The organism is Rathayibacter agropyri, from assembly GCF_013249015.1.
In the GTDB taxonomy this organism is placed as follows: domain Bacteria; phylum Actinomycetota; class Actinomycetes; order Actinomycetales; family Microbacteriaceae; genus Rathayibacter; species Rathayibacter agropyri.
Window position 1 is genome coordinate 338,825 of sequence record NZ_JABRPL010000001.1, and the last position, 13,528, is coordinate 352,352.

The window sequence follows — 13,528 nt, forward strand, 5'->3', positions numbered from 1 at the left end:
CGCATGGGCCTGCTCGACGCGCTGATCCTGGGACTTGTCCAGGGTCTGACCGAATTCCTCCCTATCTCCTCGAGCGCACACCTCCGGATCGTGAGTGAGTTGCTGCCCGGTCTGGGCGGGCGCGACACGGGAGCCGCGTTCACCGCGATCACGCAGCTGGGGACCGAGACCGCGGTCATCATCTACTTCTGGCGCGATATCGTGCGGATCGTGTCGAGCTGGGCTCGATCGCTCGTCGGCCGCGTCCCGCGCTCCGACCCGAACGCACGCATGGGCTGGCTGATCATCCTCGGCAGCCTCCCGATCATCGTGCTCGGTCTCGTCTTCCAGGATGCGATTGAGACGACTCTGCGCTCGCTCTGGGTCGTGGCGACCACGCTCATCGTCTTCGGGATCCTGCTCGGCATCGCCGATGCGGTCGGAGCGAAGAAGCGCCGCTTGCGCGACTTGGGCGTGCGCGACGGCCTGATCTTCGGAGGCGCACAGGCGCTGGCCCTCATCCCGGGCGTCTCGCGCTCGGGAGGCACGATCACGGCCGGCCTCTTCCTGGGGTACGAGCGCAAGGCTGCGGCCCGCTACTCCTTCCTCCTCGCGATCCCCGCGGTGTTTGGCAGCGGTCTCTACCAGCTGTACAAGAGCATCAGCGACCCGGAGATTCTGCCCAACCAGGTCCAGGTCGGCGGACTCGAGACCCTGGTCGCCACGATCGTGGCGTTCGTCGTCGGATTCGTTGTCATCGCGTTCTTCATGAGCTACATCTCGCGTCGCAGCTTCCTTCCGTTCGTCATTTACCGGATCGTGCTCGGAGTCGTCCTGATGGTCGCGCTCGGCACGGGCCTTATCGCCGCCTAAATGCGCGCCTGGACCGCCGTCGACATCCCGGCGCTGCCTGGCCGAGGGCGGGCCCCACGTCTGCACGACACCGCGACCGCGGCTCCCGTCGAACTCGACGCACCGAGCGGAGTCGCGAGCCTCTACGTCTGCGGCATTACGCCCTACGACGCCACCCACCTCGGCCATGCCGCCACCTATCTCGCCTTCGACATCGTGCAGCGCGTCTGGCTCGATGCGGGCTACGCGGTTGAGTACGCCCAAAATGTCACCGATGTGGACGACCCGCTCCTCGAACGCGCTACCGCCACGCGTGTCGACTGGCGCGATCTGGCCGAGGAACAGGTGGAACTGTTCCGCGGCGACATGCAGGCCCTTCGCATCCTGCCGCCGCAGCACTACGTGAGTGTCACCGAGACGGTGGCGCCGATTGCGGAGGCGGTAGCCCGGCTCGAGCGGGAGGGAATCGCCTATCCCGTCCCCGCTCCCGATGCCGCAGCCGATGGAGCGAGCGATCTCTACTACGACACCGCCGTGGGGGAGAGCCCGCTCTGGCACCTCGGCAGCGTGAGCGGTCTCGATGCGGAGTCGATGGCCCGATTTTTCGCCGAGCGCGGAGGCGACCCGGGCCGGGCAGGCAAGCGGGATCCTCTTGATCCACTGCTCTGGCGCGCTGAGCGTACCGGCGAGCCGGCCTGGGACGCCGAGGTGGGTCGTGGTCGGCCGGGCTGGCACATCGAATGCTCGGTGATCGCGCTCGATCGCCTCGGAGTGGAGTTCACGCTTCAGGGCGGAGGCAGCGACCTGGTGTTCCCGCACCACGAGTTCAGCGCGGCTCACGCCTCCTCGCTGTCGGGTCGACCACTGGCCCGTGCCTACGCGCACGCCGGGATGGTGGCCTACCAGGGCGAGAAGATGAGTAAGTCGCTGGGCAACCTGGTGCTGGTCTCCCGGTTGCGCGGCGAGGGGGTCGACCCGCGGGCGATCCGCCTCGCGTTGCTCGCCCACCACTACCGGTCCGGCTGGGAGTGGCTGCCCGAGGATCTGCCGACCGCGAAGGCGCGCCTGGCCCGCTGGGAGGCGGCGCTCACTGCCGTGGGACCACGCTCGGCGCTCGAGGTTCTGGCTCAGCTGCGCGAGGTGCTCGCCGACGATCTGAATACGCCGGCGGCGCTGTCGGTCGTTGACGCAGCGCTGGTCGAGGGTGTGGATGACCCCTCGCTCCTCCGTGACGCCCTGGACGCGCTGCTCGGCGTCCGTCCCGCCTGAGCCGCCGGACGGTTCGGGGATCCTTCAGGACAGTGGTGCCTGGGTCACGGGCGCCACGGCTCGTCGCCTGGACGGCCGTCGCCCCGGCGGCGGAGGTAACGCTCGAACTCCTGTGCGATGGCTTCGCCGCTCGCCTCGGGGGAGTCGACCGTGTCGCGCGCCTGCTCGAGCTGCGCGATGTACGCCGCCATCTCGTCGTCGTCGGCGGCGAGCGCGTCGATTCCACGCTCCCATTCCTCGGCCTCCTCGACCAGGTCGCCGCGGGGGATCGCGAGGCCGACAACCTCCTCGAGCTTCTCGAGCAGTGCCAGCATCGCCTTGGGCGAGGGAGCGTTGTGCACGTAGTGCGGCACAGAGGCCCAGATCGAGACAGCCGGGATGCCGACCTTGTGGGCAGCCTCGCCGATCACGCTGAGGATGCCGACGGGCCCTTCGTAGCTGGAGCGTTCGAGTTCGAAAGTGGTGCGCAACTCGGCGTTTTCGCTGGAGGCGAAGATCGAGATCGGACGGGTGTGCGGCACATCGGCGAGCATGGCGCCGAGGAACACCACCGCTGAGATGTCGATTGCGAGCATGGCGTCGACGACCTCAGCCGCGAAGCTCTTCCAGCTCCGCGAGGGTTCGGTGCCGATCATCAGGTAAAGCGCGCTCTCGGCGTCGACCGAGGTGTCGGCCGGTCCGAAGATCTGCGTGCCGGGCCAGGACAGGCTGCGCCTGCCGTCCTCGCCGATCGAGAGCATCGGACGCGTGTACTGGAAGTCGTAGTACTGCTCGGCGTCGACCGCGAAGAGGGGCACGAACTCCCCGGCGTCCTTGACCAGGCGCAGGGCTCCGCTCGCGGCGTCGCCGGCGTCGTTCCAGCCCTCGAAGGCCACGACCAGGACGTTCCCCGTGATCACGTTCATAGGCAGTGTCTCCGCGTTCGGCTCGATGTCCGGGGAGAGCACAGTGCGCCTGCCCCGTCCGTCAAGGATAGGACCCGCCCCGACCGCGCCTGTCCGGTCAGCGGTATTGCGGACGCAGTTCGCTCAGGGCTCGCGCCCCACCTGCTGCACCCGACTTCTGACGAGCCTGCCGGTACCATGGTCGCTCGTGACCTTCGAGACTCCCGCCCGGACGCTGACCACCGACCGGCTTCGAGAGACGCCCTCTGCCGTGCTCCCGGCCGCCGTCCTCTGGGACATGGACGGCACACTCGTCGACACAGAGCCCTACTGGATGGCGTCCGAGCATGCACTCGTCGCCTCGTTCGACGGCGAGTGGACGCACGAGGACGCGATGAGCCTCGTGGGGTCGAGCCTGCCGAACGCGGCACGCATTCTGCAGGGCAAGGGCGTCGACCTGTCCGTCGACGCAATCGTCGACCGGATGACCGACGAAGTGATCGCGCGCCTCGCCGAGAACACCCCGTGGCGCCCCGGAGCCGTCGAGCTTCTGAAGGCTGTGCGCGACGCCGGCGTCCCACAGGCTCTCGTCACCATGTCGATCGGTCGGATGGCCGCGGCGGTCATCGAGCGCCTCCCCTTCCCCGCCTTCGCTGCGGTGGTGAGCGGCGACATGGTCGAGCACGGTAAGCCTGATCCCGAGGCGTACCTTGTGGCCGCGAGCATGCTCGGCGTCGAGATCACCGCCTGCGTCGCGATCGAGGACTCCTATGCCGGTCTGGGCGCGGCCGTCGCCTCCGGCGCAGCGGTGATCGGAGTCCCGCACCAACTCGAACTCGATCCGGCCGCTCCCTACGCCCTCTGGCCCACCCTCGCGGGCCACACCGTCGCGGATCTCGCCTCGGTCTCCGCCGAGCACCGCCGCTCCGGCCGGGTCGCGGTCGGAACACAGGCCCGCTCATGAGCGGCGAGGCGCTGCAGCATTCCGGCCCCTTCCGGGCGGGCGACCGCGTCCAACTCACGGGTCCGAAGGGGCGGATGAACACCATCACGCTCGTCCCCGGCAGGGTCTTCCACACCCATCGAGGAGGCATCGAGCACGACACGGTGATCGGCCTGCCCGATGGTTCCGTGGTCACCAACACCGTGGGCGTCGAGCATCTGGCATTGCGACCTCTCCTCGCCGACTTCGTGATGTCAATGCCGCGCGGCGCGGCCATCGTCTACCCAAAGGACGCCGCGCAAATCCTGGCCCTGGCCGACGTCTTCCCGGGTGCTCGGGTGGTTGAGGCGGGTGTCGGCTCCGGTGCCCTCTCGCTGTGGCTGCTGCGAGCCGTCGGCCCCTCCGGCCGGCTCTCGTCGTTCGAGCGAAGGGAGGAGTTCGCCGAAGTGGCGCACGCCAATGTCGAGACCTTCCTCGGCTACACCCCCGATAACTGGACCGTCACCGTGGGCGATCTCGTGGAGGCGCTTCCCGCTACCGTGCAGGCGGGCGAGGCCGACCGTGTCATCCTCGACATGCTCGCCCCGTGGGAGTGCCTCGACGCAGCCGCCGACGCACTCACGCCCGGGGGAGTGCTGCTCTGCTACGTCGCCACCGTGACGCAGCTCTCTCGGGTGGCCGAGGCTATCCGCGGCTCTGGTCTGTTCACCAACCCGGCCTCCAACGAGACGATGGTGCGCGGCTGGCACGTCGAGGGTCTCGCGGTCCGCCCCGATCACCGGATGATCGGCCACACCGGCTTCCTGATTACCGCCCGCCGTCTGGCTCCGGACACCGTTCTCCCCGAACTCAAGCGCCGTCCCTCCAAGACCGACTTCAGCGACGAGGACGTCGAGGTGTGGACTCCCGGAGCCCTCGGCGAGCGTGCCGTCAGCCCGAAGAGCCTGCGTAAGCGGGTGCGCGAGTCGGCGACCAGCGCCGAGCTGTCACGCGCCAGGGGGTTCGCCGAGGAGGAGGCCGCCGCTCCCGGCAGTGACGAGGGCATCCTCTAAGCTGTTCCCGGCCTCCGGGCCGTCCGCCTTCGGGCGTCACCACTCACTCCCGTCGAATCGAGGACCCGTGCGCAGGACCACCGCGCTCATCGCCAGCATCGGCATCGTTGCCGCCCTCACCGGATGTTCCGCGTCCACCTCGACGGCCGACTGCGACGCTCCCTTCTCCTCCGGGGACTCCTCGTCGGCGATCAGCGCGGCCGGTGACTTCGGTGTCAAGCCGGACGTGTCTGTCCCCACTCCGCTCAAGGCGAAGGGCACTCAGGTGAGCACGCTGATCCCGGGCTCGGGCACCCCGCTCGAGAAGGGCCAGCTCGTCACGATCGACTACACGCTCATCAACGGGGCCGACGGTACCGTGCTCGAGACCTCGCCCTACGACGGATCGCGCCCTGCGCGTTTCGGTGTCGGCGGTGCCGGCCTAGTCGGTCTGAACGAGGGCCTGCTCTGTACACAGGTCGGCTCGCGGGTGGCGATCGCCATTGCACCGGAGGACGGCTTCGGCAACTCCTCGGCACAGCTCGGCATCTCGCCGGACGACACCCTCGTGCTCGTGGCCGACGTGCGCTCGGCCTCGCTTGCCCGCGCGAATGGCGCAGCGCAGCCCACGCCCGACGGAGTCCCCACCGTCACCCTCGGTGATGACGGCCGACCCGGCCTCGCGAAGCCCTCCGGCGATGCTCCGACCGATCTGCGCATCGCCCAGCTTAAGAAGGGCGAGGGCGAGGTGATCGCGGAGGGCGATCAGGTCGTCGTGGCCTACACCGGCTGGAAGTGGAGCGATGGCACGGTGTTCGACTCCAGCTGGGAGAAGGGCGCCCCCGCTGTCTTCACCGCCGCCGACGGATCGACCACCAAGGGCGGCGTCATCCCCGGATTTGCGAAGGCGCTGATCGGCCAGCCTGTCGGCTCCCAGGTGATCGCGGTCATCCCGCCGGACCAGGGCTACGGCGCCCAGGGCTCGCCCCAGGGCGGGATCCCCGGTGGCGCAACCCTGATCTTCGTCGCCGACATCCTCGGAAAGGCCTGACCCGGCCCGGCCCTAGACTGGAGGGCGTGCCTGCCGACGCCCCGTCCTCGAGCCGCGTCCCGGCCGAGGAGCGTCTGTTCAACCTCGTGCTCGCTCTTGTCGCGGCTGAGAACGGGCTCACCAAGACCGACGTCCTCTCGACGGTCCAGGGCTACCGCCAGCGGTCGGGCCGGGGAGACCGGGCCGCGCTCGAGCGCCAGTTCGAGCGCGACAAGGACGATCTGCGCGAGCTCGGCATTCCGATCGAGACCGTGGATGCTCCTGGCGATCCCGGTAATACGCAGACCGTGCGCTACCGCATCGCGAAGCGAAGCTACGATCTCCCGGCCGACCTCACGTTTGACCCGGAGGAGCTCGCGCTACTCCGCCTCGCCGGGGCGGTCTGGCGCGAGGGCACCCTGTCTGCAGAGTCTCGGCGCGCGCTGATCAAGCTCCGTTCGATCGGGGTCGGGTCGATCGACCCGGTCATCGGGATCAGCCCGTCGATCCGCGTCAGGGAGGCGTCCTTCGAGCCGCTGAATGCCGCTCTGGATCGCGGACAGGTCGTGCGCTTCCCCTACCTCAAGCCCGGAGGCGACAAGCCGCGTGTGCGGACCGTCCAGCCTCGCGCGCTCGTGAACCACCAGGGCCGCTGGCATCTGCACGGCTGGGACGAGGCGGCCGAGGGCACTCGAACCTTCCTCCTCTCGCGCATCGTCGGACCGGTCGTGGCGACGGGGCGGGCTGCCCCGGCCATCGAGGGCGACCATGCAGCGACTGCACTCGCTCAGCTCGACGAGATCCTCGAACGCACGAGTGCGCTGCTGTGGGTCGCCGCCGACTCCGACGCCGCGCTGCGCCTCGGCGGACGGGCGGAAGCCGCGGGCGAGGGCCAGGACACCCTCCGGCTGCACTACACCGACGCCGACGTGCTCGCCGACGAGCTCGCCGGCTACGGGCCGGAAGTGCGAGTGGTCGAGCCGTCCGAGCTGCGCCGTCGCGTGACAGACCGGCTCCGCCGCATCCTGGCCGATCACGGAGGTAGCGACGATGCCTAGACCGCGCACCCTCCAGGCTCGCGACCGCCTTGCCGTGCTGCTCTCGCTCGTCCCCTACCTTCTCGACCGCGGGCGCGTCTCCGTCAGCGAAGTCGCCGAGCACTTCGAGATTCCGGAGGAGGAGGTGCGGCGCGCTGTCCGCCTCATTGCCGTCTCCGGCATCCCGGGCGAGACCGCGCAGTACCAGGCGAACGACCTCTTCGACATCGGCTGGGACGACTTCGAGGAGAACGATCACATCGTTCTGACCCAGCAGGTCGCGATTGACGACTCGCCTCGGTTCTCGGCGCGGGAGGCGGCGGCACTGATCGCCGGGATGCAGTACCTCGCAGCCCTGCCCGAGAACCAGGGCAACGACCGCATTGCCTCGCTGATGGGCAAGCTCTCGCGGGGCGCCTCCAGTGCACCGAGCGCGGTCGCCGTCTCGCGCGGCATCGGAGCGGACAGCTCGGTGGCCCTCCTGCGCACTGCGATGGCCTCGGCGACCCAGGTCGCTTTCGACTACCGCAGCGCGCGCGGCGACACAGAATCGCGCCTCGTTGACCCCTTCGTCCTCGAGTCCGTCGACCGAGACTGGTACCTGCGGGGCTGGGACCACCTGCGCGAGGGGGTGCGGACGTTCCGGGTCGACCGGATGCGCTCGCTCCGGGACATCGGAACTCCGATCGTGCGCCGGCGTAACGAGGTCACGCTGTCGGAGCGGTTGTTCGAGGCCTCGGCGACCGACCTGGTCGTGGAGCTGAGAGTGGCGCCGAGCGCCGTCGTGCTGCTGGGCGACTACGTGGCCGACGCCGAGTTCCCCGACCCGGCGGCGGGGGAGGAGGACCGCGGTGTCCTCGTGCGCCTCCGAGTCGCGCATCTACAGGGTGTGACCCGGCTGGTCGCCTCCCTCCCCGGTCTGGTGACGGTCGTTGCGCCCGCGGAAGCGCGGGCCGCGGTAGCCGAGTGGGCACGAGCCGCGCTGGTCGCGAATGAGGAGGAGCAGTCGTGACGTGGTGGTCGTGGATCGTGATCTGGCTGGGTCTGGCACTCGGCGCGATCGCCATGCTTGTTCTCTTCGCGCTCTCCTACTGGCGCAGGGGACGTGCCCTGCTCAGGCAGATGTCAGAGGTGACCGAGATGCTCGAGGCGCTGAGCCCCGGGAGCATCGACCCTCTACCGCCGCGGCCACCGTCGTCCCTGTTCGTCGATCGCAACGCCGTCCGGCGGGCTCATGAAGCCCGGCGCGACTCCCGGCGCGACAGGATTGACCTTCGCCGGTCCGCGACGCTCGAACGGGGTAAGCTCCTGGTACACCGCAACCGACAAATGAAGTGAGTCTGCAATGTTCGCTGGCCTCCAGGGGTGGCACCTCCTCATCATCCTCGCCGTGATCCTCCTGCTGTTCGGTGCTCCCAAGCTCCCGCAGCTCGCCCGCAGTGTTGGGCAGTCGATGCGGATCTTCAAGAGCGAGGTCAAGACCATGAAGGACGAGGACGGCACCGAGCGCCGTGAGTCGGCCGACGGTTCGACCGGCACTGTGCCCGGCGCCTCGGGGACGACCACCGGCTCGACGTCTGGCACGGGTTCGACCACGCCGCCCGAGTCCCCGCTCAAGTAATGACGTCTGTGGCATCGAAGAAGCCACGGACGAAGCGGTCGAAGAATCCCGATGGACGTATGTCGCTCGGGTCTCATCTGATCGAACTTCGCAATCGGCTTTTTAAGTCGGCGATCGCGATCGTTGTCGCATGTATTGCCGGCTGGTTCGTGTCGGAGTGGGTCTTCGAGTCGCTGAAAGCACCTATCTCCGAGGTGGCTGCCAGCCAGGGTAAGGAGGCGATCCTCAACTTCCCGACGATCGCCGGCGCCTTTGACCTGCGTCTGCAGATTGCACTTACCGTCGGCCTCGTGCTGGCCAGCCCTGTCTGGCTCTACCAGATTTGGGCCTTCCTCGTCCCCGGGCTCACGCGCAAAGAGATGAAGTACGGCCTCGGCTTCATTCTGACGGCGATCCCGCTGTTTTTTGCGGGCTGCGCTGCCGGCTGGTTCGTCTTCCCGCACATCGTCGAGCTGCTGACGAGCTTTACGGGGAGCGATGCGGCGAGCTTCCTCGACGCGAAGATCTACTACGAGTTCGTGCTCAAGCTCGTCTTGGTCGTCGGCATTGCGTTCGTGCTGCCGGTGTTCCTCGTTCTGCTCAACTTCCTCGGCGTCCTGTCCGGAATGCTGATTCTCAAGTCGTGGCGACTCGCGATCATGGCCATCGTGTTGTTCACGGCGGTGGCCACTCCGGCCGCTGACCCGATCTCGATGTTCCTGCTGGCGATCCCGATCATCTTCCTGTTCTTCCTCGCCTGCGGGATCGCGATCCTGCACGATCGGCGTGTCGCCAAGCGTCAGCTGGTGTTCGACGGCAGCCCCTCCGACCTGCCGGCGTGACCGATCTGTCTCCCGCAGAGCGCTTCGCAGCGTTCCGAACCCGACAGGGTCACGCGAGGGTCGAGGCGTTTCGCTCGACCCTCGCTTTCGACCTCGATCCGTTCCAGTACGAGGCGTGCTGCGCGCTCGATGACGGTCGCAGTGTTCTCGTTGCGGCCCCGACGGGCGCAGGCAAGACGGCCGTCGCCGAGTATGCGATTCATCTCGCAATGCAGGATCCATCGGCGAAGGTCTTCTACACGACGCCGATGAAGGCGCTCAGCAATCAGAAGTTCCAGGAGTTCGTAGGCGACTACGGAGCATCCGAGGTCGGGCTGCTCACGGGCGACTCGAACGTCAACGCCCGGGCGCGGATCGTCGTCATGACGACCGAGGTGCTGCGCAACATGCTCTACGCCGATTCCGATCTGCTGCGCGATCTCGCGTATGTGGTGATGGATGAAGTGCACTATCTCGCCGACCGCTTCCGCGGCGCTGTGTGGGAGGAGGTCATCATTCACCTCCCGCAGCGAGTTCGGCTGGTCTCGCTGAGCGCGACAGTGTCGAACGCCGAGGAGTTCGGGGACTGGCTCCAGACGGTACGTGGCGAGACCGAAGTGATCGTCTCGGAGGAGCGGCCGGTTCCACTCGATCAGCACGTGCTCGTCGGCGGCAAGCTCGTCGACCTGTTCGATTCGTCGGGGCGCGCAGCGACGAATCGCGTGAATCCCGAACTCGCCAGGATGGCGCAGGGGGGCTCTCGAGTCGAGCGCGGGGCCCGGGGTGGCCGTGGTAGTGGACGCGGCGGCCGTGGACGTTATCCCGAGGCGCGGACCGAGGACCTCGTCCTGCGCTCGGACGTCGTCGAGATCCTTCGAGGAAAGAACCTGCTGCCGGCCATCTTCTTCGTCTTCAGCCGCGCGGGCTGCGATCAGGCGGTCCGCCAGGTGCTCCGCTCGGGTATCCGGTTGACGGAACGGCACGAGCGCGAGGAAATCCGGGCCATCGTCGAGGAACGCTGCCGGACGATCCGCGACGAGGACCTGGCCGTTCTCGGCTACTGGGAGTGGCTCGACGGCCTCCAGCGCGGCGTCGCTGCTCACCACGCCGGCATGCTTCCCGCGTTCAAGGAAGTCGTCGAGGAGCTGTTCCTCCGCCGGCTGGTCCGCGTGGTCTTCGCGACCGAGACCCTCGCGCTCGGCATCAACATGCCGGCTCGCACCGTCGTGCTCGAGAAGCTCGAGAAGTTCAACGGCGAGGCCCGCGTGCCGATCACGCCGGGGGAGTACACCCAGCTCACCGGCCGGGCCGGGCGTCGCGGTATCGACGTCGAGGGCCACTCCGTCATCCAGTGGCGCGGCGGGATGGACCCGCAGGCGGTCGCGTCGCTCGCGTCGCGCCGTACCTACCCGTTGAACTCGAGCTTCCGGCCGAGCTACAACATGGCGGCGAACCTCATCGAGCAGTTCGGCCGCCTCCGCACGCGCGAGATCCTCGAGTCGTCTTTTGCGCAGTTCCAGGCCGACCGCTCCGTCGTCGATCTCGCGCGCCGGGTGCGGCAGCAGGAGGAGTCGCTGGAGGGCTACGTCACCGCGATGCAGTGCCATCTCGGCGACTTCGAGCAGTACGCCGCGATTCGCCGGGAGATTGGCGACCTCGAGCGCAGGGGAGCGGTGCGGGGAGAATCGGCCTCGCACTCCGAGCGCGAGAAGCGCCAGGCGCAGCTGACGAGCCTCCGTCGGCGGATGAAGGCTCACCCGTGCCACGCGTGCTCGGATCGGGAGCAGCACGCCCGCTGGGCCGAGCGCTGGTGGAAGCTGCGACGCGAGACCGACGAGATCGAGCGCCAGATCCGTTCGCGCACCGGAGCGGTCGCCCGCGTCTTCGACCGCATCACCGACGTGCTGCTGGAGTTGGGCTACTTCCGGCGGGATGACGTCGGCGAATTCTCACTCACGCCGAACGGGCGAACGCTGCGTCGGATCTACGGCGAGCGTGATCTGCTGGTCGCCGAGTGCCTCCGCAAGCAGGCCTGGACCGAGCTCGATCCGGCGGGCTTGGCCGCTATGGCCTGCTGCCTCGTCTTCGAGCCGCGCCGTGAGGAGGGAACGCTCGGCGAGCAGTTCCTCCCTCGCGGGACCTTTCCCGACGCGCTCGAGAAGACGCAGCTGCTCTGGGCCCGCCTTGATGACGTGGAGCGCGAGCACCGGCTGCCGGGCAGCACCCCGATCTCGACGAGCCTCGCGCTCGCGATGAACATGTGGGCAAAGGGCATGCCGCTCGATACGGTGCTGCGCGAATCCGACATGGCTGCCGGCGACTTCGTGCGCTGGGCCAAGCAGACCATCGATCTGCTCGACCAGCTCTCGGTGGTTGCCGAGGGCAAGGTCGGTCGGGCCGCCAGGACGGCGCTCGACCTGGTGCGCCGCGGCATCGTTGCATACTCGACGGTCGCATGATGCCGCTCTTTCCTCCGCCCGACGGGCGGATCGTTCCTCTGTGGGTCGCGCTTCCCCTCGCCGCGCTCGGTGGTGCCGTGCTCGACCGCGGATTCCCCGACTCCGATATCTGGCCGCTCGCGATCGTCGGCGCCGCAGCGATCCTGTTCGCCCTCGGAGGGCGCGGCTTCTGGAGCGGGGCTCTCGTGGGCTTGGTCGGTGGCGGTGTCTTCTGGGCCGTACACATCTCGTGGCTCACCCTCTATCTCGGCCCCGTCCCGTGGGCGGCCCTCGCGGGTTTGCAGGCGATTTTCTTCTCGCTCTCGGCGGGTCTGATGGCCGTCGTCTCGACGCGCGGTCATCGGGTCTGGACAGGCCCGCTCGGCCGGATGGTCGGCATCCCCGCCCTCCTTGCTGCGCTATGGATCGGGCGCGAGACGATCACGAACGTCTGGCCCTACGGTGGCTTCGCCTGGGGTCGACTGGCGATCTCACAATCGCTGAGCCCGCTTTCAGGCCTCGCGGCCTGGGTGGGCTTCGCCGGCCTCGGGTTCGTGGTCGCATTCCTGGCTGCCGTGCTGGCGCAGGCCGTGCGCGACGTCTCGGTGCCCGCCTCCGCCAGGGTGACCGCCGTCGCCGGATTCGCCGTTGCCGCGATGGTCTTTCCGGCTTGGCCGGCACCAACGGAGGGGACGACGCGCATCGCAGCCGTGCAGGGCGACTCCGACGCGGGACTGTTCTCGCAGAGCTACCGGGGGCAGATCCTCGAAGACCACACTTCCGCGACGCTGCCGATCCTCGATCAGACCGTCGACATGGTGGTGTGGCCCGAGAATGGCGTCGACATTGATCCGACCCAGAACGCCCGGTCGGCCGCCGTGCTCGATTACCTCAGCCGCAGCATGAACGTGCCGTTCATCGTCGGGACGATCACGAACCCCTCCAACGATGTCTTCTACAACAGCTCGCTGCTCTGGAAGGCGGGGGAGGGGGCGGTCCAGGTCTACGACAAGGCGCATCCGGTGCCCTTCGCCGAGTACATGCCGGACCGGGCCTTCTGGCGCCTGTTCGCGCCCGACCTCGTCGACCTCGTTAGCCGCGACTACTCGATCGGGACCCGGTCGAACGTCTTTGACGTGAACGGCGTGCTCGCGGGCATCGCGATTTGCTTCGATATCTCGGACGACGCACTGACGAACGCCATGATCGACGGGGGAGCGCAGGTCATCCTCGGGCAGACCAATAACGCCGACTTCGGACGGACGGACGAGAGCGTCCAGCAGCTGGCGATCGCGCGTCTCAAGGCCATCGAGACCGGGCGCAGCGTCGTCAATATCTCGACGGTCGGGACCAGCGCCATCATCGGCCCGGACGGCGCGACGATCGACTCCCTGACCTGGTTCGAGCCCGGTGTCATGGTGGACGACGTTCCCCTCGCCTCCACCACGACCCCGGCTGTGGGGTGGGCGCGACAGCTGGGCTGGTATTTCCTGGCCGCCGGTCTTGTCGGTGTGGTGTCGTTCGTCCTACGGACTCGCGAGCCGCGACGCCGTTCCCGCTGACGGGTGAGAAACGGCTCCTCTGGGCACGCATCACACAGGATGGGCGTGAGGGAAATGCGGAAGGCCTCCTGAGTTGGTGCGA

The 13,528-nt window shown here is 68.2% G+C and carries 13 protein-coding genes; 12 read left to right on the forward strand and 1 reads right to left on the reverse strand.

The features are described 5' to 3' along the window. Positions 1-3 precede the first annotated feature (3 nt). Together HRF29_RS01565 and mshC are read left to right on the forward strand one after the other, a co-directional pair. Positions 4-852, forward strand: a complete 849-nt coding sequence (locus HRF29_RS01565) for an undecaprenyl-diphosphate phosphatase (protein WP_173243654.1) — start codon at positions 4-6, stop codon at positions 850-852. Next, positions 853-2,100, forward strand: a complete 1,248-nt coding sequence (gene mshC / locus HRF29_RS01570) for a cysteine--1-D-myo-inosityl 2-amino-2-deoxy-alpha-D-glucopyranoside ligase (protein WP_173243657.1) — start codon at positions 853-855, stop codon at positions 2,098-2,100. A gap of 44 nt (positions 2,101-2,144) precedes the next feature. On the opposite strand, the gene HRF29_RS01575 is transcribed toward mshC, so the two are convergent. After that, complete coding sequence (locus HRF29_RS01575) at positions 2,145-3,005, reverse strand: proteasome assembly chaperone family protein (protein ID WP_173243660.1); 861 nt, start codon at positions 3,003-3,005, stop codon at positions 2,145-2,147. Between the two features lie 187 nt (positions 3,006-3,192). Here HRF29_RS01575 and HRF29_RS01580 point away from each other — a divergent pair, with 187 nt between their 5' ends. The 10 genes from HRF29_RS01580 to lnt all read left to right on the forward strand — a co-directional run bounded on the left by HRF29_RS01580 (position 3,193) and on the right by lnt (position 13,446). Then, a complete protein-coding gene (locus tag HRF29_RS01580) occupies positions 3,193-3,948 on the forward strand; it encodes an HAD family hydrolase (RefSeq protein WP_343043603.1) in 756 nt (251 codons plus the stop codon). Beyond that, on the forward strand, positions 3,945-4,979 hold the full coding sequence (locus tag HRF29_RS01585; protein ID WP_173243663.1) for a tRNA (adenine-N1)-methyltransferase: 1,035 nt from the start codon (positions 3,945-3,947) through the stop codon (positions 4,977-4,979). Before HRF29_RS01580 ends, HRF29_RS01585 begins: the two co-directional genes overlap by 4 nt. A gap of 67 nt (positions 4,980-5,046) precedes the next feature. Continuing rightward, complete coding sequence (locus tag HRF29_RS01590) at positions 5,047-6,009, forward strand: FKBP-type peptidyl-prolyl cis-trans isomerase (RefSeq protein ID WP_173243666.1); 963 nt, start codon at positions 5,047-5,049, stop codon at positions 6,007-6,009. A gap of 26 nt (positions 6,010-6,035) precedes the next feature. Next, positions 6,036-7,046, forward strand: coding sequence for a WYL domain-containing protein (locus tag HRF29_RS01595; RefSeq protein WP_173243669.1), 1,011 nt, complete (start codon positions 6,036-6,038; stop codon positions 7,044-7,046). Further along, positions 7,039-8,037 carry a helix-turn-helix transcriptional regulator gene (locus HRF29_RS01600; RefSeq protein WP_173243672.1) on the forward strand — a complete coding sequence of 333 codons (999 nt, stop codon included), beginning with the start codon at positions 7,039-7,041 and terminating at the stop codon, positions 8,035-8,037. Before HRF29_RS01595 ends, HRF29_RS01600 begins: the two co-directional genes overlap by 8 nt. After that, the gene (locus HRF29_RS01605) at positions 8,034-8,363 is read left to right on the forward strand and encodes a hypothetical protein (RefSeq protein ID WP_173243675.1); all 330 of its coding nucleotides are present in this window, start codon (positions 8,034-8,036) and stop codon (positions 8,361-8,363) included. The genes HRF29_RS01600 and HRF29_RS01605 overlap by 4 nt, the downstream gene beginning before the upstream one ends. Before the next feature lie 7 nt (positions 8,364-8,370). Then, positions 8,371-8,646 carry a Sec-independent protein translocase subunit TatA gene (gene tatA / locus HRF29_RS01610; RefSeq protein WP_173243678.1) on the forward strand — a complete coding sequence of 92 codons (276 nt, stop codon included), beginning with the start codon at positions 8,371-8,373 and terminating at the stop codon, positions 8,644-8,646. A 59-nt stretch (positions 8,647-8,705) separates the two neighbouring features. Continuing rightward, positions 8,706-9,467 (forward strand): twin-arginine translocase subunit TatC, encoded by a 762-nt coding sequence (gene tatC, locus HRF29_RS01615; protein ID WP_173243681.1) that lies wholly within the window; start codon positions 8,706-8,708, stop codon positions 9,465-9,467. Then, a complete protein-coding gene (locus HRF29_RS01620) occupies positions 9,464-11,905 on the forward strand; it encodes a DEAD/DEAH box helicase (protein WP_173243684.1) in 2,442 nt (813 codons plus the stop codon). The genes tatC and HRF29_RS01620 overlap by 4 nt, the downstream gene beginning before the upstream one ends. Continuing rightward, positions 11,905-13,446 (forward strand): apolipoprotein N-acyltransferase, encoded by a 1,542-nt coding sequence (gene lnt / locus HRF29_RS01625; protein WP_173243687.1) that lies wholly within the window; start codon positions 11,905-11,907, stop codon positions 13,444-13,446. The genes HRF29_RS01620 and lnt overlap by 1 nt, the downstream gene beginning before the upstream one ends. The last annotated feature ends 82 nt before the right edge of the window (positions 13,447-13,528 follow it).

What these genes read in the sequence shown, in the direction of transcription:
- HRF29_RS01565 (WP_173243654.1), top strand. Translation starts at nt 4, where the DNA reads ATGGGCCTGCTCGACGCGCTGATCCTGGGACTTGTCCAGGGTCTGACC.
- mshC (WP_173243657.1), top strand. Translation starts at nt 853, where the DNA reads ATGCGCGCCTGGACCGCCGTCGACATCCCGGCGCTGCCTGGCCGAGGG.
- HRF29_RS01575 (WP_173243660.1), bottom strand. Translation starts at nt 3,005, where the DNA reads ATGAACGTGATCACGGGGAACGTCCTGGTCGTGGCCTTCGAGGGCTGG.
- HRF29_RS01585 (WP_173243663.1), top strand. Translation starts at nt 3,945, where the DNA reads ATGAGCGGCGAGGCGCTGCAGCATTCCGGCCCCTTCCGGGCGGGCGAC.
- HRF29_RS01600 (WP_173243672.1), top strand. Translation starts at nt 7,039, where the DNA reads ATGCCTAGACCGCGCACCCTCCAGGCTCGCGACCGCCTTGCCGTGCTG.
- tatA (WP_173243678.1), top strand. Translation starts at nt 8,371, where the DNA reads ATGTTCGCTGGCCTCCAGGGGTGGCACCTCCTCATCATCCTCGCCGTG.
- tatC (WP_173243681.1), top strand. Translation starts at nt 8,706, where the DNA reads ATGTCGCTCGGGTCTCATCTGATCGAACTTCGCAATCGGCTTTTTAAG.
- lnt (WP_173243687.1), top strand. Translation starts at nt 11,905, where the DNA reads ATGCCGCTCTTTCCTCCGCCCGACGGGCGGATCGTTCCTCTGTGGGTC.